Source organism: Pseudorhizobium flavum, assembly GCF_044142885.1.
GTDB lineage: Bacteria > Pseudomonadota > Alphaproteobacteria > Rhizobiales > Rhizobiaceae > Neorhizobium > Neorhizobium flavum.
On the sequence record NZ_JBIOKZ010000003.1, the window covers coordinates 279,223 to 304,529 of the forward strand.

General features: G+C 62.2%; 13 protein-coding genes. 10 read left to right on the forward strand and 3 right to left on the reverse strand.

Annotated elements, in window-relative coordinates; genetic code table 11:
• Nucleotides 1-19: 19 nt before the first annotated feature.
• The 4 genes from ACEPP2_RS08225 to ACEPP2_RS08240 all read left to right on the forward strand — a co-directional run bounded on the left by ACEPP2_RS08225 (nucleotide 20) and on the right by ACEPP2_RS08240 (nucleotide 4,868).
• Nucleotides 20-1,477 carry a phospholipase D-like domain-containing protein gene (locus ACEPP2_RS08225; protein ID WP_395516289.1) on the forward strand — a complete coding sequence of 486 codons (1,458 nt, stop codon included), beginning with the start codon at nucleotides 20-22 and terminating at the stop codon, nucleotides 1,475-1,477.
• Nucleotides 1,478-1,512: 35 nt separating this feature from the next.
• Entirely contained in the window at nucleotides 1,513-2,352 is an 840-nt protein-coding gene (locus tag ACEPP2_RS08230; protein ID WP_395516290.1) for an endonuclease/exonuclease/phosphatase family protein, read from the forward strand.
• 71 nt (nucleotides 2,353-2,423) lie between these two features.
• Nucleotides 2,424-3,857 (forward strand): aldehyde dehydrogenase family protein, encoded by a 1,434-nt coding sequence (locus ACEPP2_RS08235; protein WP_395516291.1) that lies wholly within the window; start codon nucleotides 2,424-2,426, stop codon nucleotides 3,855-3,857.
• Nucleotides 3,858-3,896: 39 nt separating this feature from the next.
• Entirely contained in the window at nucleotides 3,897-4,868 is a 972-nt protein-coding gene (locus ACEPP2_RS08240) for a threonine ammonia-lyase (RefSeq protein ID WP_395516292.1), read from the forward strand.
• Nucleotides 4,869-4,882: 14 nt separating this feature from the next.
• On the opposite strand, the gene ACEPP2_RS08245 is transcribed toward ACEPP2_RS08240, so the two are convergent.
• Nucleotides 4,883-6,055, reverse strand: coding sequence for a M20 aminoacylase family protein (locus ACEPP2_RS08245; protein WP_395516293.1), 1,173 nt, complete (start codon nucleotides 6,053-6,055; stop codon nucleotides 4,883-4,885).
• 317 nt (nucleotides 6,056-6,372) lie between these two features.
• Here ACEPP2_RS08245 and ACEPP2_RS08250 point away from each other — a divergent pair, with 317 nt between their 5' ends.
• The gene (locus ACEPP2_RS08250) at nucleotides 6,373-14,880 is read left to right on the forward strand and encodes a GH36-type glycosyl hydrolase domain-containing protein (RefSeq protein ID WP_395516294.1); all 8,508 of its coding nucleotides are present in this window, start codon (nucleotides 6,373-6,375) and stop codon (nucleotides 14,878-14,880) included.
• A 40-nt stretch (nucleotides 14,881-14,920) separates the two neighbouring features.
• Here the strand turns inward: ACEPP2_RS08250 and ACEPP2_RS08255 are convergent, their stop codons facing one another.
• Entirely contained in the window at nucleotides 14,921-16,684 is a 1,764-nt protein-coding gene (locus ACEPP2_RS08255) for a glucan ABC transporter ATP-binding protein/ permease (RefSeq protein WP_281977122.1), read from the reverse strand.
• 295 nt (nucleotides 16,685-16,979) lie between these two features.
• Between ACEPP2_RS08255 and ACEPP2_RS08260 the strand changes: the two genes are divergently transcribed.
• From ACEPP2_RS08260 to ACEPP2_RS08280, 5 genes are all read left to right on the forward strand, one after another.
• Nucleotides 16,980-17,720: a helix-turn-helix transcriptional regulator gene (locus tag ACEPP2_RS08260; protein WP_077546961.1), complete on the forward strand. Its 741-nt coding sequence runs from the start codon at nucleotides 16,980-16,982 to the stop codon at nucleotides 17,718-17,720.
• A 99-nt stretch (nucleotides 17,721-17,819) separates the two neighbouring features.
• Nucleotides 17,820-21,281: a pyruvate carboxylase gene (gene pyc / locus ACEPP2_RS08265; protein WP_395516295.1), complete on the forward strand. Its 3,462-nt coding sequence runs from the start codon at nucleotides 17,820-17,822 to the stop codon at nucleotides 21,279-21,281.
• Nucleotides 21,282-21,394: 113 nt separating this feature from the next.
• Nucleotides 21,395-22,582, forward strand: coding sequence for an MFS transporter (locus ACEPP2_RS08270; RefSeq protein ID WP_077549251.1), 1,188 nt, complete (start codon nucleotides 21,395-21,397; stop codon nucleotides 22,580-22,582).
• A gap of 95 nt (nucleotides 22,583-22,677) precedes the next feature.
• Complete coding sequence (ispG, locus tag ACEPP2_RS08275; protein ID WP_077549252.1) at nucleotides 22,678-23,928, forward strand: flavodoxin-dependent (E)-4-hydroxy-3-methylbut-2-enyl-diphosphate synthase; 1,251 nt, start codon at nucleotides 22,678-22,680, stop codon at nucleotides 23,926-23,928.
• Between the two features lie 75 nt (nucleotides 23,929-24,003).
• Nucleotides 24,004-24,654, forward strand: a complete 651-nt coding sequence (locus ACEPP2_RS08280; RefSeq protein WP_052640548.1) for an OmpA family protein — start codon at nucleotides 24,004-24,006, stop codon at nucleotides 24,652-24,654.
• 19 nt (nucleotides 24,655-24,673) lie between these two features.
• On the opposite strand, the gene ACEPP2_RS08285 is transcribed toward ACEPP2_RS08280, so the two are convergent.
• Nucleotides 24,674-25,306 carry a LysE family translocator gene (locus tag ACEPP2_RS08285; protein ID WP_395516296.1) on the reverse strand — a complete coding sequence of 211 codons (633 nt, stop codon included), beginning with the start codon at nucleotides 25,304-25,306 and terminating at the stop codon, nucleotides 24,674-24,676.
• Between the last annotated feature and the right edge of the window lies 1 nt (nucleotide 25,307).

Sequence of the window (25,307 nt, forward strand, 5' to 3'; positions counted from 1 at the left end):
CTGCCTATATCTTCGCATCATGCTGACCGCCATTGAGCCGTACTGGCCCCACATCCTCTTCCTGCTCTCGCTTGTGCTTGGGGCGACGGCTGCCATCCACGCGGCTATGACGAAGGAAGAGGTGCGGTCGGCAATCGGGTGGGTCGGCATCATCATCCTTTCGCCGATCGTCGGGGCGGTCCTCTATTTTATTGCGGGAATCAACCGCATCCGCCGCAGCGCGATCAGCGACCGGCGTTTGCTCCTGGGCCACGCCCGGGATCATTTCGAGGCCTATGACGCGACCGGAGAAATGATTGCCGAACGGTTCGGCGAGCGCTTCGCCGCAATGAAGATCCTGGGCGACCGGGTGACCGAACATGACATCACCACCGGCAACTCGATCGAGACGCATGTTACCGGCGATGATGCCTACCGCGCGATGCTGACGGCAATCGGCGAGGCGCAGCGGTCGATCCTACTCGAAACCTACATCTTCGATCGCGACCGGGTGGGGCGCCGTTTCGTCGAGGCCCTCACGGCCGCAGTCGGACGGGGAGTGGCGGTGCGGGTGTTGATCGATGCGGTCGGCGCTCGCTACTCGGTACCAAGCGTGCTGGGGATGCTGCGCGATGGTGGCGTGACGGTCGACGTTTTCAACGGCAATGTCATCATGGGCCTGCGATTGCCCTATGCCAATCTGCGGACCCACCGGAAGATACTGGTCGTCGACGGCTGCGTGGCATTCACCGGGGGCGTCAACATTCGCGAAGCGTTCTCCGGCGAACTTTTCGGGGCGGATTGCGCGGTTGATACGCATTTCAGGATCACGGGGCCGGTCGTTGCGGATCTCTTTGCCATTGCCGCCTCCGACTGGCGTTTCAGTTCCGGCGAGGATCTCCACGGCGAACCATGGCAGATCATCTCGCCGACGAGCGAGCCGGGCCAGCCCGTGGCGATCCGTGCGGTCGCCTCTGGTCCCGATCGCAGTGTCGAAACCAACCACAAGATGCTGATGGGCGCGTTCTCCGTCGCAGGCCGGTCGATACGCATCGCGTCCCCGTATTTCCTGCCGGACCGGGAACTGATCACTGCTCTGGTCACGGCTGCGAGGCGCGGGGTTGAGGTCGACGTGGTGGTGCCGCAGGCAAACAACCTGACGCTCGTCGATCGGGCGATGACCGGCCAGTTCGATCAGTTGTTGAAGAACTATTGCCGGATCTGGCGGGCGCCGGGCGCGTTCAATCATTCCAAGCTGATGGCGATCGACGGGTGCTGGGCTTTCGTCGGTTCTTCGAACCTCGACCCACGCTCGCTGCGCCTCAACTTCGAGGTCGACCTCGAGGTGATGGACAGTTCTTTCGCGCAGGAGCTGGAACGAAGGATTGATCTCGCCATTTCCACTGCAACCCAGGTTACACTGGACGGCTTGAGGAACCGGCCATTCCCGGCGCGGCTGCTCGATAGGATGCTCTGGCTCGGGTCACCCTATCTGTAACTGAGCGGATCAATGAATGCGCTTGCTGGAGAACCATGAGGACGCAACGAGAACGACTTTCGGCCAATATTCTCGCCTCTATCCGGGAGCACCGGCGACGGGGGAAGGCTGCAGGCGGCGCGTCCGGCGAGGATGCAGGCGAGGGGCTGCTGATTGCTTCCTACAATGTCCACAAGTGCGTCGGTGTCGACGGCAGGTTCGATCCCTACCGCACCAAGGAAGTGATCCGCGAGATCGCCGCGGACGTGCTTGCGCTGCAGGAAGCCGATACCCGGTTCGGGGAGCGTCGCGGTCTCCTAGATCTCGACTGGCTCGAGCGAGAAACGGGGCTGTTGCCGGTGCCGCTTGGCGGACGCTCCAAGGCGCATGGCTGGCACGGCAATGTGATCCTGTTTCGAGAGGGATTGATCCGCGACGTACACCAGGTGAAGCTGCCGGGGCTCGAACCTCGCGGTGCGCTGATGACCGAGCTGGATCTGAAGGACGGGAGCAGCCTGCGCGTTATCGCCGCGCATCTTGGTCTCCTTCACCGGTCCCGCCACCAGCAGACCCGCATGATCATCGATCTCCTCCGGTCCCGTGACGACCAGCCGACTGTACTGATGGGCGATCTGAACGAGTGGCGTCTCGGCGACCGCTCTTCGCTCAACACGCTGACATCCGTTTTCGGCCTGCCGCCGGCCGTGCCCAGCTTCCCGTCCCGCCTTCCCGTGCTCGCGCTCGACCGGATCATGGCCAACCGCCCCGAGATACTCGGTCCCGTTGCCGCTCATGATACGCCGCTTGCCCGTCTGGCATCGGATCATCTGCCGATAAAGGCCCGTGTACGGCTGCCGAGCGCGGAAGGGGCGGCGGATGAACCTCCGGAAAATTAATCATACTATTGAACGCGACAGCTCGACGTCGTAAGTCAGGCCCCGACCGAAGACACAAGGAGCGTGCACCCATGACCATCTACCAGAACCTCATTGCCGGCGAATGGGTGGGCAGCGACGCCTCCAGGAACATCAGTCCCTCCGACACCAACGATGTCGTCGGTTCGTATGCTCAGGGTTCGGCCGAAGATGCCCGTCAGGCGATCGCTGCTGCCAAGGCAGCCTTCCCCAAGTGGTCGCAGTCCGGGATACTCGAGCGCCACGCGATCCTGAAGAAGACCGCGGACGAAATCCTGGCGCGCAAGGAGGAGCTCGGCACGCTCCTGGCGCGCGAAGAAGGCAAGACGCTGCCGGAGGCGATCGGCGAAACAATCCGTGCCGCGCAGATCTTCGATTTCTTCGCCGGCGAAGCGCTGCGGCTGACGGGTGAGGTCGTACCGTCCGCACGTCCTGGAATCGGAGTGGAAATCACCCGCGAGCCGCTGGGCGTGATCGGCATCATCACCCCGTGGAACTTCCCGATTGCCATCCCGGCCTGGAAGATCGCGCCGGCGCTCTGCTACGGCAATACCGTCGTCTTCAAGCCTGCCGACCTGGTGCCGGGCTGCGCTTGGGCGATCGTCGACATTCTGCACCGCGCCGGCCTGCCGAAGGGTGTGCTGAACCTGGTCATGGGCCGCGGCTCCGTCGTCGGCCAGGCCATGCTGGACAGCCCGGATCTCGCCGGCATCACGTTCACAGGCTCGACCGGAACGGGCAAGCGCGTGGCGCTCGCTTCCATCGAGCATAATCGCAAGTTCCAGCTGGAAATGGGCGGCAAGAACCCTATGGTGGTTCTGGACGATGCCGATCTCAACGTCGCCGTCGAAGCGGCAGCCAATTCCGGCTTCTTCTCCACCGGCCAGCGCTGCACAGCTTCGTCACGCATCATCGTGACCGAAGGGATCCACGACAGGTTCGTGGCGGCGCTGACGGACAAGCTGAAGACGCTCAACGTCGACAATGCCCTCAAGCAGGGAACGCATATCGGTCCGGTCGTGGACGAGAAGCAGCTCCAGCAGGACATGGACTATATCGAGATCGGCAAGAAGGAAGGCGCCAAGCTGGCGTTCGGCGGCGAGCGCATCGAGCGCGAAACCCCCGGCTTCTACCTGCAGCCGACGCTCTTTACCGAAGCGACCAACCAGATGCGCATCTCCCGCGAGGAGATCTTCGGCCCGGTCGCGAGCGTCATCCGGGTGAAGGATTACGACGAGGCTCTCGCTGTTGCCAACGATACGCCCTTCGGCCTGTCGGCGGGCATCGCCACCACCAGCCTCAAGTATGCGACGCATTTCAAGCGCAACTCCGAGGCCGGCATGGTCATGGTCAACCTTCCGACAGCAGGCGTCGATTTCCATGTGCCGTTCGGCGGTCGCAAGGCATCTTCCTTCGGTCCGCGCGAGCAGGGGAAGTACGCAGCCGAGTTCTTCACTGTGGTGAAAACTGCCTATACGTTGCCCTGATCAAGGGCGCCGGCTATCGGCGCCCCAACAGGGTCCAGCATGACAAGCATCCAGATGATCGAAGCCGCACGCGACCGTCTTTCCGGTCGGGTGCGGCGCACGCCGCTCCTTTCCTCGCCCTTCCTTGATGAGATCGCTGGACGGCGGATCTTCGTGAAGCCCGAATGCCTGCAGCACACCGGATCCTTCAAGTTCCGGGGCGCATGGTCCGCAATCTCGGCCTTGTCGCCCGAGGTCCGAGAAAAGGGTGTGATCGCATTTTCGTCCGGCAATCACGCGCAGGGCGTGGCTCTTGCCGCGAAACTTCACGGTATCCCGAGCGTCATCGTCATGCCGTCGGATGCGCCACGCATCAAGATCGCCAACACCAGGGCCTTCGGTGCCGAGGTCGTGCTCTACGACCGGGTAACGGAGGATCGCGACGCCATCGGCGCCAGGCTCTCGCAAGAACGTGGCCTCACCCTCATCCGGCCCTTCGACGAACCGCTGGTCATTGCCGGCCAGGGAACGACCGGTCTGGAGATTGCCGAGCAGGCAGGGGAAGAGGGCATCGGGACGGCAGATGTACTCGTTCCCACCGGCGGCGGTGGCTTGGCGTCCGGCGTTGCGCTGGCGCTTGAAGCGAAGGCGCCCGCTCTTCGGGTCCGGACGTGTGAGCCCCTCGGCTTCGACGACTTCGCGCGCTCGCTGGAAGCGGGGACCATTCAGCGGAATGCCAGCCAGACCGGCTCCATCTGCGACGCGATCGTCACCCCGCAACCGGGCAGCCTCACCTTTCCGATCCTGTCGCGGCTTGCCGGACCGGGCATCGCCGTCAGCGATGACGAGGCGCTTCAGGCAGTCGTGCTTGCGTTCAGCCGTCTGAAGATCGCGGTCGAGCCCGGCGGTGCCGTGGCGCTCGCCGCCGCTCTGTTTCATGGCGAGACGCTTAGCGATACGGTCATCGTAATCGCCTCAGGAGGCAACATCGACAACGATGTCTTCGACGCGGCCTTCAAGCGGTTCGGTTGACCGCCCCTCTCTGCTTAGGCTCGGTTGCTCGCTGGCAGCCAACTCTCCGCGAGCTCGACCCACAGGGCCGCGCCGATCGGCAGGACGTCGTCATTAAAATCGTACCGCGGATGATGAAGCGGCGGGTCCTTCTGCGTCCGCCTCGTGCCCAGGAAGAAGTAGCTGCCGGGCCTTTCGGCCAGCATGTAGGCAAAATCCTCGCTTCCCATCATCGGGCGCGGGACATCGTGCACCTTCGCCGGGCCGACCACGCGCCTGGCCACCTGCCGGGCGAACTCCGTCTCCGCAGCGTGGTTGACGGTCGGCTCGTAGCCGCGCTCGTATTCGATGCTGACCGACATGCCGTAGCTTGCCGCCTGTCCCTCCGCCACCGCACGAATGCGCGCCTCGAGCAGGTCACGGACCTTGGGATCGAAGGACCGGATGGTTAGCAACATTTCGGCCCGTTCCGGAATGACATTGCTCGCCTGTCCGCCATGAAAGGCACCGACCGTGACGACGGCGGGATCGAGCGGATGCAGGTTGCGTGATACGACGGTCTGCAGCGCCATGATGATGCTTGCACCGGCAATGATCGGGTCCGCCGTTTCCTGGGGCTCGGCACCGTGGCCACCCCGGCCGTTGACGACGATGCGGCACTCGTCGACCGCCGCCATGATCGGTCCTTCCCGCAGATGGACTTCTCCGAATGGAAGGCCCGGATCGTTGTGAAGCGCAAAGATGGCATCGCACGGAAAGCGCTCGAACAGCCCGTCCTCGATCATCAGCCGGGCGCCGCCAAAATTCTCTTCTGCCGGCTGGAAGATCAGGTGGATCGTTCCATCGAAATTGCGCCTCTCGGCGAGAAGCCGGGCAGCGCCCAGCAGCATGGTCATATGGCCATCATGCCCGCAGGCGTGCATCAGGCCATCGGTCTTGCTGGCATGTGCTGCCCCCGTCTCCTCCATGATTGGCAGCGCATCGATGTCGGCGCGAATGCCGAGCGACCGGTTGCTCGTGCCGTTCCGGAGCGTTGCCACCAGTCCCGTCTTCGCGAGCCCCCGCGTCACCTCATATCCGAGGGTGGACAACATGCCGGCAAGGTATTCTGACGTTCCATACTCCGATAGGCCGAGTTCCGGATGCTGGTGGAGATGATGCCGGATTGCCACCAGCTCCGGCATGTCGTTCGGGATGTGGATCGTCATGTTTCTATTTGCCTTTGTGGTAACGTTGATAGCCTGTCGGAGCCGCGGGGGCACCCATAGCATGGCGCTCACGCAAGGTAAGCCCCGACACGCGCGGTGGCCGTCATTCAGCTTGCGTTCAGCCTGCGCGGGTTAAGCGCGAACTGCACGATTCCCTCCTCAGGCAGACGCTGTTTGCAAAATCCAGACTCCCCTCTATTTTCCCCGGTCTCGGAGACTTTCTGGTCACCAGGGTGCCTTGATCGGCACGACGATGAACGGCTTGTCCTGCAGGCATGTGCCCCACGGCTCCAGATCGAAGCGTAGACAGAAGAACCATGTCTTTTCACAGCACTCCGTCAGCCTCCCCCCGCGATACCGACGTCAAGCATGTCGATCATAACGACACGATCCGTGCGGCGTACATGAAGAACGAGGAATTGCGGGATCTGGGGCAGGTATTCGGCCGTGACGGGCTGCAGCGCCTTCCGGAGTTCGCGCCCTTCGAATTCTACGGCCGCCATCGCTCCAATGAGAAGGACATTCTTCGCATCTACCGGACGATCGCCGCCGACGTCGATGCGGGAGCGGCCATCACGCCGGCGGCAGAGTGGCTGATCGACAATTACTATATCGTCGAAGAGGCGATCCAGGAGGTTCGTCGCGACTTCCCGCGGAGGTTCTATCGCCAGCTTCCCCGGGTCACCGTCGGCGGTCACAGCATGCCGCGGGTCATGGCGCTCGCCTGGCTCTATGTGGCGCATACCCACAGCACAGTCTCGAAGGAGTCGCTGGCTTCGCTCGTTGAAGGCTTCCAGGAAACGGAGCCGCTCGAAATCGGTGAACTCTGGGCGCTGCCTTCCATCCTTCGCTTCGTGCTGATTGAAAACCTCCGGCGGATCGCGGTGCGTGTGGACAAGTCCCGGCGCATGCGGATCAGGGCGAACGAGCTGGCAGACCGCATCATCCGGCTGAACGACGAAGGTGCCAGCGCCGGTGTCCTGAAGGACATGGAGCCTTTTGCTGCCGACCATACCTTCGCGACGCAGTTCTTCTACCGGCTTCGCAACGCTTCCCAGACATCCAGCTTTGCGGTGTCGTGGCTCGACGAGCGGCTCCAGCAGGCGGGCACGGATGCCGAAGAGGTCATGATGGCGGAGCACAACCGCCTTGCCTCCGGCAACGTGACGATGGGCAACATCATCAAGAGCCTACGCGAGATCGACGACACAGAATGGAGTGTCTGGTTCGAAGACGTTTCGCATGTGGATCGGATCTTCCGTGAGAGGTCCGACTACGAGGCTCTCGATTTCGGCTCGCGCAACAGTTACCGCAACCGTGTGGAGCAGTTGGCGCGTCGCTCCACTAGGACCGAGATCGAGGTGGCACGGGCGGCCATCGAGCTTGCAGCCGAGGCCGAGCGCAGCTGTGCAGATGCAGGTGAGCGAAATATAGGCGCCTTCCTCGTCGGACGCCGCCGCAGGCGGCTAGAGGCGGAAGTGGGTTACAGCCCTCCGCTCCTGCAGCGCACCATCCGCCAGGTTCGGCGGCTCCATTGGCTGGCTGTTGCCATTCCGGTTGTCGCGCTGACGCTTCTGGCGATGATCGTCGTCGGCTGGTTCCTCGCCGAAGCCGGTATGCCGGGGCCGCTGCTTGCGCTCTTCCTCGTGATGTTCGCGCTGCCGGCATCGGAAGGAGCGACGGGCCTGTTCAACACGCTGGTCACCTATTTCGTGAAGCCGGCGCGCCTCGTCGGGTACGAATTCAAGGACGGTATTCCCGAGGACGCCCGCACACTGCTTGCCGTGCCATGCATGCTCACGAACCGGGACACGGTGGATGAACTAGTCCGGAACCTAGAGGTCCATTATCTCGCGAACCCGCGCGGCGAAATCTATTTCGCGCTGGTGAGCGACTGGAAGGACAGCCAAGTCGAGGAATCCCCCGAAGATATCGAAATCCTCGAATACGCGAAGCGGGAAGTCGCCAACCTAGCGCGCAAATACGCCTTCGACGGCCGGACGCGCTTCTACCTTCTCCACCGGCGCCGGCTGTTCAACCCCAGCGAAGGTGTATGGATGGGTTGGGAGCGGAAGCGCGGGAAGCTTCATGAACTCAACCTGCTTCTGCGAGGAGACAAGGACACGAGCTTCCTGCCGGGCGCAAATGTGATTCCGGATGGCGTCCAATACGTGATGACGCTGGATTCCGACACACGGCTCATGCGTGATGCGGTGACCAAGCTGGCAGGCAAGCTCCACCATCCGATCAACCAGCCGGTTCACGACCCGGAAACCGGTCGGGTAATCGAAGGCTATGGAATCCTTCAGCCGCGGGTTACGCCGTCGCTGACGACGGGCAAGGACGCATCCGTCTTCCAGCGGGTGTTTTCCGTCGGTCGCGGCCTGGACCCTTACGTCTTCACCGTTTCGGATGTCTACCAGGACCTCACCGGAGAGGGTACTTTCACAGGCAAGGGCCTCTATCATATCGATGCGTTCGAGCAGGCGATCAAAGGTCGGATCGACGAGAACTCGGTTCTCAGTCACGATCTTCTCGAAGGATCGTTCGCCCGCTGCGCGCTCGTCACCGATGTGGAACTGGTCGAGGATTTCCCGACACGTTATGAGGTCGAGGTGTCCCGCCAGCATCGCTGGGCGCGGGGCGACTGGCAGTTGTTGCCCTATATCCTCGATCCCAGCCGCGGGATCACCGCGCTCGGCCGGTGGAAGATGGTCGACAACCTGCGCCGGTCGCTGACCCCGATCGCCTGGTTCTTCGCTTCCGTCCTTGGCTGGTACTTCTTCGAACCGCTTGGCGCACTTGTCTGGCAGATATTCCTGATTTTCCTGCTCTTCGTGGCGCCCACCCTGTCGCTCGTCACCGGGCTCCTGCCCAGAAGCCGGGACATCGTGCCGCGTGCCCACTTCTACTCCGTCTGGTCGGAGATCCGTTCTGCCAATGCACAGGTGGCGCTCCGCGTCGTGTTCATCGCCGACATGGCTTGCCTGATGACGGATGCGATTGGTCGGTCGCTCTATCGCCTATTCGTCAGTCGCAAGCTGATGCTTGAATGGAAGACTGCTGCAAGCATCCAGTCCAGCGCCCAGGGCAGCCCTTTGGACTACTACAAGCAGATGTGGCATGCGCCGACGATTGCTGTCTTCAGCATCATCTTCGCGGCTATCCCGGGTGACAACGCGTTCCTCGTCGGCCTCCCCTTCGCGATGTTGTGGATATCCTCTCCGCTGGTGGCCTGGTATGTCAGCCAGTCCGCCGAGACGGAAGATCGGCTGTTCGTTCCCGACGAGGTCGCTACCGAGCTTCGGCAGATTTCCCGTCGGACCTGGCGTTATTTCGATATCTTCGTGACGGCTGAAGAGAACCACCTGCCGCCGGACAACTTCCAGGAGCGGCCGGAGCCGGTCGTTGCGCGTCGGACCTCACCCACCAATATCGGCGTCTATCTCCTTTCCGTCGTATCCGCCCGCCAGTTCGGCTGGATCAGCTTCGCAGAGACCATCGAGCGGCTTGAGCGAACGATCGAGACCGTCGGAAAGATGGAGAAATACCGCGGTCACCTGGTGAACTGGTATCATACGGACAGCCTTGCGCCGCTCGGACCGAGGTACATTTCCTCAGTTGATAGCGGCAATCTTGCCGGCCACCTGATCGCGATTTCCTCGGCCTGCAAGGCCTGGGGGGAAGCACCCTCTGCGCACCTGCAGTCCAGCCTCGACGGCGTCGGCGATGTTGCGGGAATCCTGTCGCTGGCGCTGAAGGCGCTACCCGACGACCGAAAGACCGTCCGGCCGTTGCGGCGCCGGATCGAGGAGCGGGTGAACGGCTTCGGCAATGCCCTGGCAGCCGTGAAGCGCGAGCACGAATTTGCATCGATCCGGATCATCAATCTCGCCGTGCTGGCGCGCGACATCCAAAAGCTTGCGGCAAACCTTCACCACGAGACGCAGTCCTCCCTGAGCGAGGAACTGCTCTACTGGTCGAACGAACTGGTTGAGGTCTGCGAGGCGCATATTTCCGACAGCGTCTTTGACCACGCCAATATCGAGCCTCTGCGCAGGCGGCTCGTCGCCCTCGCTGACAGGGCGCGAGACATTGCCTTCAGCATGGATTTCACCTTCCTGTTCCGGAAGGATCGCCGACTGCTCTCCATCGGTTACCGGCTCGACGGCAACGAACTGGATGAGGCCTGCTACGACCTGCTTGCATCCGAATGCCGTCTCACAAGTCTCTTCGCGATTGCCAAGGGTGACCTGCCCAATGAGCATTGGTATCGGCTTGGGCGTCAGGTGGTGCCGATCGGTGCCCAGGGCGCGCTCGTCTCCTGGTCCGGCTCCATGTTCGAATACCTCATGCCGCCTCTCGTCATGCAGGAACGGCAAGGAGGCATCCTCAACCAGACCAACAACCTCGTCGTGAGGGAACAGATCGCTCACGGACGGCGGCTTGGCACGCCATGGGGCATATCGGAAGCAGCATTCAACGCCCGCGACCACCTGCTGAACTATCAGTACACCAACTTTGGGGTTCCGACGCTCGGCCTCAAGCGCGGGCTTGGGCAGAACGCGGTCATCGCCCCCTATGCCTCGATCTTGGCCAGCCAGTACGATCCGCTGGCCGCCATCGACAACCTCCAGAGTCTCCAGAAGCTCGGAGCGCTCGGACGCTACGGCTTTCATGATGCCGTAGACTTCACTCCGACCCGGGTGCCCGCCGGTTCCCGCTGCGCCGTCGTCTATAACTACTATGCACACCACCATGGCATGTCGATCGCGGCGGTCGCGAACGTCGTCTTCAACGGCTATCTCCGCGAGCTATTCCATGCCGATCCCGTCATCGAGGCTGCGGAGCTCCTGCTGCAGGAAAAGGCCCCGCGTGACGTTCCGGTGATGAGCGCGAAGTACGAAGAGACGCCCGGAAGGGGTCGAGCAGAGCTGCTGCGCCCGGAAATCCGGACGATCGAGAACCCGGCGTTCCGGGATCGCGAGATCGCTCTCCTCTCCAACGGCCACTACTCGGTGATGCTGACAGCGACCGGTTCCGGCGCTTCCCGATGGAATGGACAGGTTGTCTCACGATGGAAGCCGGATCCTACCGAGGACCGCTGGGGCCAGTTCATCTTCCTCCGCGATACGGCGACAGGCGAGTGGTGGTCCACGACCGCCGAGCCCCGGCGCGCTGAAGGTGAAACTGCCCGGACCATGTTCGGCGACGACAAGGTGGAGTTCCACAAAACCGTCGGCGACCTGACAAGCGTGGTGGAGTGCATTGTTGCCAGCGAACACGACGCCGAAGGGCGGCGGGTGACATTGCTGAACATGGGCGATGACGATCGCTTCATCGAGATCACATCCTATCTCGAACCGGTTCTGGCGATGGAACAGGACGACAACGCACATCCCGTGTTCTCGCGAATGTTCGTACGCACCGAGATCGGCAAGCGCGGCGATGTTATCCGTGCTTGGCGAAACAAGCGGACCCCGAACGATCCGGACATGATGGTTGCCCATCTGGCGGCCGACAATGCCGGCTCGGCCCGGCCGACCGAATTCGAGACGGACCGACGCAAGTTCCTCGGGCGTGGCCGCAGCCTGGCAGAGGCCGCAGCCTTCGACAGGGATGCTGCCCTCTCGGGGACCGACGGCTTCACTCTCGACCCGATCATGTCCCTTCGGCGTGTGGTCCGGGTGCCGGCCGGGAAGAAGATCACGATGATCTTCTGGACGATTGCCGCACCGAGGCGCGACGAACTTGATCAGGCGATCGAGCGTTATCGCCATCCGGATGCCTTCGCTCACGAACTTGTTCAGGCGTGGACGAGAACCCAGGTCCAGATGCGCCATCTGGGCGTAAGCTCCCAGCAGGCCGCCAGCTTCCAGCACCTAGCACGCTACCTGATCTACCCCGACATGCATCTCCGTTCGGACCAGGAGACATTGCTCTCTGGTCTGCAGCCACAATCGGCTCTTTGGCCCATGGCCATATCCGGCGATCATCCGATCTTGGTCCTGCGCATCAATGACGACATGGACGTGGCAGTGGCGAAGGAGGCGCTGAGCGCCCAGGAATACCTTCGCTCACGCGGGGTCATCGCCGACCTCGTCATCATCAACGAGCAGGCTTCCTCCTACGCACAGGAAATGCAGCATGCGCTCGAGAGCATGAGTGAGGGTCTGCGCCGGGCGAGCCAAGTAGAATCGGGGCGTGACCACGTCTTCGTGCTGCGCCGGGATCTGATGGACGAGGGGACCTTCGACGCAATCATATCCGCGGCGCGCATTGTTCTTCATGCCCGCAACGGCAAGCTCATCGACCAGATCAACCGTGCAGTCTCCCTATTCTCGACACCTGCCGATGCGGCGACCTACCGGCGGCCGCTGGTCTCCGCTGACGATCCGGTGACCGCATCCGGGGCGGCGCTTGGTGAAGGTCTGGACTTCTGGAATGGCTTCGGCGGGTTCGACAAGGACGGAAGCGAGTACGTAGTTCGCCTCCGCGGCGGCCAGAACACCCCGCAGCCCTGGACCAATGTCGTCGCCAACGAGCGGTTCGGCTTCCATGTCGCAGCCGAGGGCGGTGGCTACACCTGGTCACAGAACTCGCGAGACTACCAGCTTACCGCTTGGACGAATGATCCTGTGGTCAACCGGCCGAGCGAGGCATTCTACGTCCTCGACCGAGACAGCCGGGCCGTTATCAGCCCCTTTGCCGCCCTTGCACGGCGGCGAGACACTATCTTCGAGGCGCGTCACGGGCTCGGCTATTCCAGCTTCTCGACCCGCGAAGAAGGATTGAAGGTCACGCTGACGCAGACGGTTGACCAGCGGCATCCGGTCAAGATTTCGTCGCTCAGCGTCCGGAACGAGGGTTCGACCCCACGGGAACTGCGAGTGTTCGCCTATGCCGAATGGCTGCTCGGCAACAGCTCGGCCAGGACGATGCCCTATATCGTCACGAGCCGTGATCGCGAGACGGGCGCCCTGCTGGCGACGAACCGCTTCAACACCGCCTATCGCCGTCACGCGTTCTTCGGCGCCAATGCCGAGATCTCCAGCTTCACGGCCAGCCGTCGCGACTTCATCGGTCGCTTTGGATCGATCGCCTATCCGGCTGCGCTGGCATCCCTGGAGGATTTGAATGGCTCGGTTGGGATCGACGGTGATCCATGCGCGGCGGTCGCCTGCGACGTCACGCTCGCGCCCGGCGAGGAGAAGGAAATAGCCTTCTACCTAGGGGACGCCGAGACAGCGGAGGAAGCGATCGCGTTGCTGCGCCAGGTTCGAGCCGAAGATGCCAGCCAGATCTTGGATGCGACCAGGCGTCATTGGCGGGAGCTCACCGGCAGGTTGTCGGTGGCGACACCCGACAAGGCCTTCGACACGCTCGTGAACCACTGGCTTCCTTACCAGGCGCTCGCGTGCCGCATCACGGCGCGCAGCGCCTTCTATCAGGCCAGTGGCGCATATGGCTTCCGCGATCAGTTGCAGGACACGCTGGCTTTCCTCGCGCAGCATCCGTCGCTCGCGCGGGCACAGATCCTCGCGGCCGGATCGCGGCAGTTCCCGGAAGGAGACGTGCAGCACTGGTGGCTACCCCAGGGAGGAGCCGGCGTGCGCACCCGCATCGCCGACGATGTGGTCTGGCTCGCTTATGCCGCAAACGAATATGTGCGGGTAACGGGGGACGGTACGATCCTTGATGAGCAGCTTCCGTTCATCGAGGGCCCTATCCTTGACGAGCGACAGCACGACTCCTTCTTCGAGCCTGGCACCAGCTCGCAAGCGGCCACCCTCTATGAGCACGCTGCCCGTGCTCTGGATCTGGCGGTCAGCCGAACCGGCGAAGATGGGTTGCCGCTGATCCTGGGAGGTGACTGGAACGACGGAATGAACCGCGTCGGCATCGGCGGGAAGGGCTCGAGCGTCTGGCTGGGATGGTTCCTTCTCGGCACGCTTACCGCGTTTGCCGTCCATGCCGCGAAACGGGGAGACCTAACTCGTGAAGAACTCTGGAAGGAGCATGCCGCGCGGCTGAAAGAAGCGCTGGAGACTGCGGGCTGGGATGGGGCCTACTATCGGCGCGGCTATTTCGATGATGGTTCCCCGCTCGGCTCGGCGCAAAACACAGAGTGCCGGATCGATTCCCTCTCCCAGTCATGGAGTGTTCTCTCCGGGGCAGGCGATCCCTCACGCTCTGCTCAGGCGATGGATGCTGTCCTTTCGGAGCTTGTCGATGACAAGACGGGGATCATCCGGCTCTTCACGCCTCCGTTCGCAGAAGCGGCGGTAGACCCAGGCTATATCAAGGCATACCCGCCCGGCGTGCGCGAAAACGGGGGGCAGTATACCCATGCGGCTGCATGGGTGGTGCTTGCGCTGATCCGGCTCCGGCGAGCAGATGAGGCCTGGCGTTGCTTCAACCTCCTTAACCCGATCAATCATGCACGGGATGCGGAAGCTGCGGAGCAATATCGGGTGGAACCCTATGTGGTTGCAGCCGATGTCTATGGCGCCGGGGATCTCGCCGGGCGCGGTGGTTGGACTTGGTATACGGGTTCGGCTGGATGGCTGTACCGAGTCGCAGTCGAGGGCTTTCTCGGCATCCGCCGGGAGGCGGAGCGTCTTGTCGTCCGACCGACGATACCAGCCGACTGGCCTGGTTACTCAGCCGAGATCATGGTCGACGGTGTTTGCTGCAATGTCGTCGTCGAGAGACGCGATGAGGAGCTCTCTGTTTCGGTCAACGGCATCCAAGTAGACGGCGACCAAGGCATCCTCCTGTCGGAGGTTTCCAGCACAAGGATACGCGAGCAGGTTATCGCCTAGGTGAACGGGGAAGATATCAGAACGAGATCTTCCCCGTTGTTCAGGCCTGTGCCACGGGCATGCTGCTCGCGTGCTCTTCGTTCGTCAGGATGCCGCTGGTCCGAAGCAGGGAGGTGAAGCGGCCGCCGCTACGGCTCAGTTCATCGAACGTGCCCATCTCGACGATGCGGCCATTGTCGAGGAAGATCACCTTGTCGGCGTCCCTAACGGTCGAAAGGCGATGGGCAATGATGAAGGTGGTACGGTTCTCCCGCAGGCGATCGATTGCCGCCTTGACCCTGGCCTCCGTTTCGACATCGAGGGCACTGGTCGCCTCGTCCAGCACCAGGATTGGAGCATTCTTGAGGATAGCGCGTGCGATCGCAATTCGCTGGCGTTCGCCGCCAGAGAGGCGATTGCCGCGTTCTCCGACGGACGTATCGTAGCCGGTGAGACGGCTCTCGATGAAGTCCGTCGCCGCGGCAGCCTCTGCGGCCCTGGTGATTTCCTCCTCGGTAGCGCCTTCACGGCCAAGCCGGATGTTTTCGGTGATCGAGCGGTTGAGAAGGCCAGCATCCTGGAAGACGGTGGCGATGGAGTGGCGGAGGGAGCGTCGGGTAACGGTCGAAATGTCGATCCCGTCGATGAGGATCTGTCCCTGCCTTGGGTCGTAGACCCGCTGCAGGAGGTTGACGAGGGTCGTCTTCCCCGCGCCGGTTGGACCGACGATCGCAACCGTTTCACCTGCCTTGGCAAGGAAAGAGATGTCCCGGATTCCCTGCGCGGTGCTCGCAAAGTCGAAGCACACGTTCCTGAACTCGACCGTGCCGCGAACATCCGTCAGTTCGGCCATGCCGGCCGGCTCTTCGCGCTCCTGGACCGAGTCTTCGAGAATGAAGAACTCTTCGAGCTTCGCCCGTGCCTCGAAGATCTGGGTCGCGAACTGCCGCATCTGATCCAGACGGCCGATCAGCAGGTTCGCGAAGCCTATGAAGGCGATGACGTCGCCGACCCGCAACTCTCCCTGCTGGACGAGAATGGTGCCGATGATCAGGATCACCATCATCGAGACGGTCGACGCCGTCCGGTTGAGTGCGCTGGCCAAGGCCCACCAGTCGAGGACGGGATATTGGGCGGCGAGAAGGTTCTTCGTGTAGTCCTGTAGCGCTCGCGTCTCCGCCTCTATGCGGTTGTAGCTGTGCAGCACAGAGACATTGCTGATCGAATCGCTCACATGCGAAAACACGTTGTGGTAATGCCCTTCCACGGAAGCCTGACCTTCCTTGGTGCGGTTCATCACCATCTTGCCGATCATCCAGTAGCTGATGCTGAGGAGCACAAGAACGATGCTCATGCGCACATCCATGGAAAAGGCCGTGGGGATCAGGAGCAGCAGGGCCACCGCCGTCGCAAGATGGGTTCGCATGAACTCCAGCCAGAGGCCGAAGAGTGTCTCGCTTGCCCTCAGCAGCGTGTGTAGCGCATTGGAGGTTCCGCGCTGATGGTGCCATGCCAACGGCATCGAGATGATGCGCCCGAAGGCCTCGGTCAGAAGTGAAGCACGGCGCCCGTGGGCCAGCCGGTCGGCTTCTCGGGCCACGAGAACATAAGCCACCGTATTGAAGACGCCGAAGCCCGCCCAGAGCATCAGGATCGCGGTCACCTCTCCGCCCGAGGAGATGGCGTCAATGATGCGACCGAAGAGCACCGGCTCGGCGATCGTGATCACCGCCAGCACGATGTTGGCAAGAACCACCACGGCGACCCGGAACCGGTTATCGGCCAGGTACTTCAGTGCTCTCGTATAAACTTGGAACAGCGTCACCTGCCGCTATCCTTTCCCTAATATTATCTTCATCTTCGGCTCGACGGCCTGCTTCTTGCTGGACCTTTAACTCCAGCACCATGAAGGCCCGCTGAACAATGGATAGCAAGTCGAAAAGTTCTGCACTGGCTGCTGGGGAACCTACGGCGGCTCATTCGGTTTCTGTCAGTATTACGTCGCAAAGCGCTAAATCTAGCGATTCAAATTCAACCGTTGATAACCATAGCTGCTGGATATCAACACTTGCGGGAGATTCGCCGTCTAGGCTGGCAATCGCATTGAGCTGGGGGCAGCTTTGAGTGTTCATCTAATTGTGCAACTTCTCGTTCTTGCAGGCGAAGCGAAGACTGCAGGAGAATTGATCGGCCAACTCGAGGCCCTTCTGGGCTCTTACCGGTTCGATTTCTACGAGCTGTCACTTCGTGCAAAGCCGGAAAACGGTGAATCGGAGCATGTTCTCGCTGCGCGGATGCCGGAGAACTGGCGGCAGGTCTATGTCGCGAAGCGCTATGGTTTGGTCGATCCCGTCGCACGCATGCTGCTCGTCGCCCAGCGTCCCTTTCGGATGCGGGATGCCGCCTCACTGATGCGTAATGATCCGCGGCGGGCCCGACTCCAGCGCTTGACGCAGGATGCGATGCGGCACGGCATCCTCGACGGCTATGTCTTCCCTATCCATGGGCGGAACGGCCTGATGGGCCACATGTCGATCACTGGCCGGCCAGTCGAACTTTCACCGGTGGAGATCAGCCTCTTCGATACGGCAGCAAAACGTATCATGTGGCGGCACCTTGAGTTGCAGGGGGCGGCCTCGGAGCATGAGAAGCATGAACCGGACAGTGTCCCACTCACCCGTCGCGAACTGGAAGTCATCTCCCATCTCACTCAGGGGTTGACGTCACCGGAGATTGCCCGAACGCTGCAGATATCGAGCCACACCGTCGACTGGTACATCAATGGGCTCCAGGACAAGATGAAGGCCAAGAACCGTCAGCATGTGGTGGCCCTCGCGCTGCGCAAGGGCATCGTGATCTGACTCGGCTATTCTGAAAATGAGTAAATTGAACTTCTCCGCTTAAGCGGCTATTGCTCTTCGCAGTGCAGCAACGGCCGCGGTTGATGGAGGAGATCTACCTTGCCCATATCGAAAATACTTGTCGCCAATCGTTCCGAGATCGCCATTCGGGTGTTTCGCGCCGCCAACGAGCTTGGCATAAGGACGGTTGCGATATGGGCCGAAGAAGACAAGCTGTCGCTCCACCGGTTCAAGGCGGACGAGAGCTATCAGGTGGGCCGCGGTCCGCATCTGGAGCGGGATCTCGGGCCGATCGAGAGCTATCTCTCCATCCCGGAGATCATCAGGGTTGCGAAGCTCTCGGGCGCAGATGCCATCCATCCCGGCTATGGGCTGCTATCGGAAAGCCCGGAGTTCGTCGACGCGTGCAATGAGGCCGGTATCATCTTCATCGGTCCGACCGCCGATACCATGCGCAAGCTCGGTAACAAGGTCGCCGCACGCAATCTTGCGGTATCGGTCGGCGTGCCGGTCGTGCCGGCCACGGAACCCCTGCCGGACGACATGGCTGAAGTCGCTAGGATGGCGGCCGAAGTCGGATACCCGGTGATGCTGAAGGCGTCCTGGGGCGGTGGCGGCCGTGGCATGCGCGTCATTCGATCGGAAGCCGACCTTGCCAAGGAAGTGACGGAAGCGAAGCGTGAGGCAAAGGCGGCCTTCGGCAAGGACGAAGTCTATCTCGAGAAGCTCGTCGAGCGGGCCCGCCACGTGGAAAGCCAGATCCTTGGCGACACGCACGGCAATGTCGTCCATCTCTTCGAGCGAGACTGCTCCATTCAGCGCCGCAACCAGAAGGTCGTCGAGCGCGCTCCGGCCCCCTATCTCAGCCAAGCGCAGCGTCAGGAACTGGCCGAGTACTCCCTGAAGATTGCAAGGGCCACGAGTTATGTCGGTGCGGGCACCGTCGAGTATCTGATGGATGCTGATACCGGCAGGTTCTACTTCATCGAAGTTAACCCGCGTATTCAGGTCGAGCATACGGTGACCGAGGTTGTCACGGGCATCGACATCGTGAAGGCGCAGATCCACATCCTCGAAGGCGCGGCAATCGGTACAGCCGAGTCCGGTGTGCCGCGGCAGGAAGACATCCGCCTCAACGGCCACGCGCTGCAGTGCCGGATCACCACCGAGGATCCGGAACAGAACTTCATTCCCGACTATGGGCGCATCACCGCCTACCGTTCGGCTGCCGGTTTCGGGATCCGCCTCGATGGCGGCACCGCCTATTCAGGTGCGATCATCACCCGTTATTACGATCCGCTACTGGTGAAGGTCACGGCATCCGGCAGCACGCCGCAGGAAGCGATCAGCCGGATGGACCGGGCCCTGCGGGAATTCCGCATCCGCGGAGTCGCCACCAACCTCACCTTCCTCGAGGCGATCATCGGCCACCCGAGCTTCCGAGACAATTCCTACACGACGAAGTTCATCGACACGACGCCAGAGCTCTTTGCGCAGGTGAAGAGGCAGGACCGGGCCACGAAGTTGCTTACCTATCTTGCCGATGTCAGCGTCAACGGGCATCCGGAAGTGAAGGGGAGGCCCCTGCCGTCGCCGCAGGCCGCCAAGCCGGTTGTTCCCTATATCAACGGTCCGGTGCCGGATGGCACGAAGCAGATGCTCGACCGGCTTGGGCCAAAGGGGTTCGCCGCGTGGATCCGCAGCGAAAACCGCGTTCTGATGACCGATACGACGATGCGGGACGGGCACCAGTCGCTGCTTGCAACACGCATGCGCACCCACGATATCGCCCGAATCGCGGAAGTCTATGCCCGAGCCCTGCCGAACCTGTTCTCCCTGGAATGCTGGGGCGGCGCCACCTTCGACGTTTCGATGCGCTTCCTGACGGAGGATCCATGGGAACGGCTCGCACTGGTTCGCGAGGGAGCCCCCAATCTTCTTCTGCAAATGCTCCTGCGCGGCGCCAATGGCGTTGGCTACAAGAACTATCCCGACAATGTCGTGAAGTACTTTGTCCGGCAGGCAGCCCGCGGCGGTATCGACGTCTTCCGCGTCTTCGACTGCCTCAACTGGGTCGAGAACATGCGCGTCTCGATGGATGCGGTTCAGGAGGAGAATCGGATCTGCGAGGCCGCCATCTGCTACACGGGTGACCTGCTCAATGCGGCGCGTCCGAAGTACGATCTCAAGTACTATACCTCCCTGGCGGAGGAACTTGAGAAGGCCGGAGCCCATATCATCGCGGTCAAGGACATGGCGGGCCTCCTGAAGCCAGCGGCCGCACGCGTCCTCTTCAAGGCGCTGCGGGAGGCGACGGATCTGCCGATCCATTTCCACACGCACGACACTTCGGGCATCGCGGCAGCGACGGTACTTGCGGCCGTCGAAGCCGGCGTCGACATCGTCGATGCAGCCATGGACGCGTTTTCCGGTACGACTTCCCAGCCCTGCCTCGGGTCGATCGTCGAGGCTCTGTCGGGTATGGAACGAGATCCGGGCCTCGATCCGGAGTGGATCCGTCGGATCTCGTTCTACTGGGAAGCGGTCCGCAACCAGTACGCAGCGTTCGAGAGCGACCTCAAGGGACCGGCTTCGGAAGTCTATCTGCACGAAATGCCGGGCGGGCAGTTCACCAATCTGAAGGAGCAGGCGCGCTCGCTTGGCCTCGATGCTCGCTGGCACCGGGTCGCCCAGACCTATGCAGACGCCAACCGGATGTTCGGTGATATCGTCAAGGTCACGCCCTCCTCCAAGGTGGTGGGCGACATGGCGCTGATGATGGTCAGCCAGGACCTGACGGTGGCGGATGTCGAAAACCCGGACAAGGACATTGCATTCCCGGACTCGGTTGTGTCGATGCTGAAGGGTGACCTTGGCCAGCCCCCCGGCGGTTGGCCGGAGAAGCTGCAGAAGAAGGCGCTCAAGGGTGACACGCCTTATACGGAGCGGCCGGGTTCGCTGCTTGCCGATGCCGATCTTGATGCCGAACGGATGGCGATCGAGACGAAGCTTGAACGCTCCGTCACGGATTTCGAGTTCGCTTCCTACCTCATGTACCCCAAGGTCTTCACTGACTTCGCGCAGGCGCTCGAAACCTATGGCCCGGTCTCCGTTCTGCCGACCCATGCCTATTTCTACGGTCTGGAGGACGGCGAGGAACTGTTTGCGGAGATCGAGCGCGGCAAGACGCTTGTCATCGTCAACCAAGCGACCAGCGGTACCGATGACAAGGGTATGGTCACGGTCTTCTTCGAACTGAACGGTCAGCCTCGCCGCATCAAGGTGCCGGACCGGATGCATGGTGCCTCGGGATCCGCCGTACGACGGAAAGCGGATGCTGCGGATCCCAACCACCTGGGCGCGCCGATGCCCGGCGTCATCTCCACGGTCGCTGTCTCCGCCGGCCAGACGGTCAAGGCTGGCGATGTGCTGCTGTCGATCGAGGCGATGAAGATGGAAACGGCACTGCATGCCGAGCGGGACGGCGTCGTGGCCGAACTGCTGGTAAAGGCCGGCGACCAGATCGATGCGAAAGATCTTCTCCTCGTCTACGGGGCATAAGGCCTCTCACAAGGGTGGCACGTCGAAACAAAATGTGAGGCCGCAGGAGGACTTGCGGCTTGCTATCCTAATCGATTGAAATAGATCTCGCCTCACAACGGGATCTGGATCGAATGGATATGCCCCAAAGCAGGACGGCCGGTGTGCGGCAGGCATACGTTACGCGGGAACGGGCAGGCGTCGCGCTGCTGTTCCTGATGAACGGCTTTTTCGTGGGTGCCTGGGCGCCGAAGATCCCGGAATTTGCGAGCCGGCTGGGCCTGACGGAGAGCGCGCTGGGTGTGATGATCCTCGTCTTCGGACTCGGCTCGCTGGTAATGATGCCGATAGCCGGCGCCCAGATTGCTCGCTTTGGTTCCAGCACCGTATCCCGGATCACCGCACTGCTTGCCGTGCCGACGCTTCTGTTCCTGACCTGGGTCGGCAGCATCTGGTCGGGAGCCGTCGCCATCTTTCTCTTTGGCGGCCTGATCGGTGCGATGGATGTGGCGATGAACGCCAATGCCGTTGCGGTAGAGAAGCACATGCGCCGGGCGATCATGTCGTCCTGCCATGCCTTCTGGAGCCTGGGGGGCCTTCTCGGCGCCGCCACAGGTGGCTTCCTGATCGAACGAATGGGGGTTACCGGCCATGTGATCCTCGTCACGATCGCTGCTGCGCTGATGCTTGCCTTCGCCTGGCCCATGGTCTTGCGGGACGCTCCCCATCCGGAAGAGGTGCATGAGCGGTTGCGGTTGCCGCGAACTGCGCTGCCCTGGTTGCTCGGCCTGATGGCCCTCTTCTGCATGATCCCGGAAGGAGCCGTCATCGACTGGAGTGCGCTCTACCTTCGCCAGGAACTGGGCTCCTCCGTCACCGCCTCCGGATTCGCGTTTGCGGCCTTCTCGCTGACCATGGCGATTATGCGGTTCGCGGGAGATCTCGTCCGGGACAGGTTCGGAGCTGTGCGGACGCTGCGAGTCTGTGCCGTGATTTCCGTCACAGGCCTGCTGCTTGCCGGACTGGCTCCGAGCGCCGATACCGCCATCCTCGGATTTGCACTCGCGGGCATCGGGATTTCCAACCTCGTGCCGATCGTCTTCTCGGCGGCCGGAAACCTTCCCGGATTGCGGCCGGGCGTCGGCCTTTCCGTCGTCACCACCATGGGGTATTCGGGCATCCTTCTTGCGCCGTCGGCCATCGGGTTCATCGCCGAGTACAGCGGGCTTGCCATGATATTCGCCGCGCTCTCTGTGCTGCACCTGGTCGTATTGATGTTGTCGCCGCTGGCGCGCCATGCAGACGGGGTGCGTCACGACTGAAATCGCAAGAGCCGCATCGGTGGACAATGCCGCGAGGTTGACATTGGCAAGGGCATCCTCCACCTGAAGGGCAGGTTTTCAGACGCGAGAGCTTTATGTCCACACCGCTTGAATATGATCCGAAGCCACGCCGGGCGACCGTGGCAGTCGATGTCGGCGGTGTGATTGTCGGCGGTGGTGCTCCCGTCGTCGTCCAGTCGATGACAAATACCGACACGGCCGACATTGATGCGACCGTGGCGCAGGTTGCTGCACTCCATGCGGCAGGGTCGGAGATCGTGCGCATCACCGTCGATCGCGACGAGAGCGCCGCAGCCGTGCCGAAGATCCGGGAGCGCCTGCTGCGTCTCGGCATGGACGTGCCGCTGGTGGGAGACTTCCACTATATCGGCCACAAGCTTCTGGCCGATCATCCCGCCTGTGCGGAGGCACTTGCCAAGTATCGGATCAATCCCGGCAATGTCGGGTTCAAGGACAAAAAGGACAAGCAGTTCGCCGACATCATCGAGATGGCGATCCGCTACGACAAGCCGGTCCGCATCGGGGTCAACTGGGGCTCACTCGACCAGGATCTCCTGACAACGTTGATGGACCGGAACGCCGCGGAAGGCTCGCCCATGTCCGCGCGCCAGGTCATGCACGAGGCGATCGTGCAATCGGCGCTGATCTCGGCCGAACTCGCCGAGAACATCGGCCTGCCACGCAACCGCATCATTCTCTCGGCGAAGGTCAGCCAGGTACAGGACCTGATTGCCGTCTATTCCATGCTGGCGGAACGCTCGAACCATGCGCTTCACCTTGGGCTTACCGAGGCGGGTATGGGCTCCAAGGGTATCGTCGCCTCGTCGGCGGCCATGGGCTATGTCCTGCAGCACGGGATCGGCGACACGATCCGCGTTTCGTTGACGCCGGAGCCGAACGGTGACCGTACCCGCGAGGTGCAGGTCGCGCAGGAACTGCTTCAGGTCATGGGCTTCCGCCAGTTCATCCCAGTGGTGGCCGCTTGCCCCGGCTGCGGCCGCACCACATCGACCGTGTTCCAGGAGCTCGCCCAGCGCATCCAGGAGGATATCCGCAAGAACATGCCCGTCTGGCGGGAGAAATATCCGGGTGTCGAGGCGCTCAACGTTGCGGTGATGGGCTGCATCGTCAACGGTCCAGGTGAAAGCAAGCATGCCGATATCGGGATTTCTCTGCCTGGCACTGGGGAAACTCCCGCCGCTCCGGTCTTTATCGACGGTCGGAAGGCCCTGACCCTGCGCGGGCCGGACATCGCCGCGGATTTCGAAAGACTGGTCATCGATTATATCGAGCAGCGGTTCGGTCAGCGATCCGCTGCTGAATGACAAGCGGCTGTCCCGCAATCGCCGCAATCTGTGGTAAATGACCTTTCATCACAGACGACGGGGACTTCGATTCGCATGATCAAGAAGCTTGCATTCGTCGCGCTTGCCGCGACCTACCTTTCCGCCTGCACCACGACCGATCCCTATACGGGTCAGCAGAAGGTTTCCAACACCGCCGGTGGAGCCGCCATAGGGGCCGGTCTCGGTGCCCTCACCGGGCTTGCGGTCGGCGGTGACGGGAAAGGTGCGCTGATCGGCGCCGCAGTGGGCGGTCTCGCCGGCGGGGCCATCGGTAACTATATGGACCAGCAGGAGGCGGAACTGCGTGCGCAGTTGCAGGGTACCGGGGTTTCCGTGACCCGCATGGGCGATCGCATCGTTCTCAACATGCCGTCCAACGTTACCTTCGCGACGGACCAGGACCAGGTGATCCCGCCTTTCTATCCGACACTAGATTCAGTGGCGATCGTGCTGAACAAGTTCAACCGGACTCTGATCGACGTCAACGGCCATACGGATTCGACCGGCAGCCTTGCGCACAACCAGGGCCTGTCCGAGCGGCGTGCCGCTTCGGTTGCAAACTACCTCGGAAGCCGTGGTGTCGACCAGCGCCGCATATCGACCCTCGGTTTCGGCCCGTCGCAGCCGGTAGCTTCGAATGCTACGCCGGAAGGGCGGGCACAGAACCGCCGCGTTGAAGTGCTGATCGCGCCGATCACCCGCTGAGGAAAATTCCTGGCGAGCCTCACAGGCGGCTCGTCAGGAGCTTCAGTCCGGCAAAGCAGTAGACGGCAGACATTGCGCCCTCGATCCAGCGGCGGGCGGCCCTGTAGACGCGTAGCGCCTGCGATGTCGAGAACAGGATCGCATAGCCGGTGAAGATCAGCAGGCCCGAGGTCAGGCATCCGCCGATAATGACGGCGATCGCGGTGCCGGGCGCGCCCGGCGGTAGCCCAAGTGAGATGATGGCCAGCCAGGCGAAGATCGCCTTCGGATTGGTCACGTGGATGGCGTAGCCGCGCAGGAAGAGTTGGCGCGAGCTGCGGTCTGAACTCCGCACCAGCGAAGGCAGGTCCTCTTCCTTCAGGCTTGCCGCGCGAAATGCCTTCCAGCCGAGATAGAGAAGATAGAGGCCGCCCGCAATCTTCAGGATCTCGAGGGCAAGTGCATAGTGGCGAAGCAGGGCGGCCATGCCCATGGCAGCGGAAATGGCCCATGTGGCGGAGCCGAGACTGATCCCGAGCGCGGTAATCAGGCCCGCTTTTCTGCCTTGCGCGATGGCCGTTCCGATGATGGTGAAGACTGCGGGGCCTGGACTTAGGACGGCAACGAGATAGGCGACATAAGCTGGCCAGATCTGCGGGAGATAGACGATCACG

What these genes read in the sequence shown, in the direction of transcription:
- ACEPP2_RS08250 (WP_395516294.1), top strand. Translation starts at nt 6,373, where the DNA reads ATGTCTTTTCACAGCACTCCGTCAGCCTCCCCCCGCGATACCGACGTC.
- ACEPP2_RS08270 (WP_077549251.1), top strand. Translation starts at nt 21,395, where the DNA reads ATGGATATGCCCCAAAGCAGGACGGCCGGTGTGCGGCAGGCATACGTT.
- ispG (WP_077549252.1), top strand. Translation starts at nt 22,678, where the DNA reads ATGTCCACACCGCTTGAATATGATCCGAAGCCACGCCGGGCGACCGTG.
- ACEPP2_RS08280 (WP_052640548.1), top strand. Translation starts at nt 24,004, where the DNA reads ATGATCAAGAAGCTTGCATTCGTCGCGCTTGCCGCGACCTACCTTTCC.
- ACEPP2_RS08235 (WP_395516291.1), top strand. Translation starts at nt 2,424, where the DNA reads ATGACCATCTACCAGAACCTCATTGCCGGCGAATGGGTGGGCAGCGAC.
- ACEPP2_RS08245 (WP_395516293.1), bottom strand. Translation starts at nt 6,055, where the DNA reads ATGACGATCCACATCCCGAACGACATGCCGGAGCTGGTGGCAATCCGG.
- ACEPP2_RS08225 (WP_395516289.1), top strand. Translation starts at nt 20, where the DNA reads ATGCTGACCGCCATTGAGCCGTACTGGCCCCACATCCTCTTCCTGCTC.
- ACEPP2_RS08240 (WP_395516292.1), top strand. Translation starts at nt 3,897, where the DNA reads ATGACAAGCATCCAGATGATCGAAGCCGCACGCGACCGTCTTTCCGGT.
- ACEPP2_RS08230 (WP_395516290.1), top strand. Translation starts at nt 1,513, where the DNA reads ATGAGGACGCAACGAGAACGACTTTCGGCCAATATTCTCGCCTCTATC.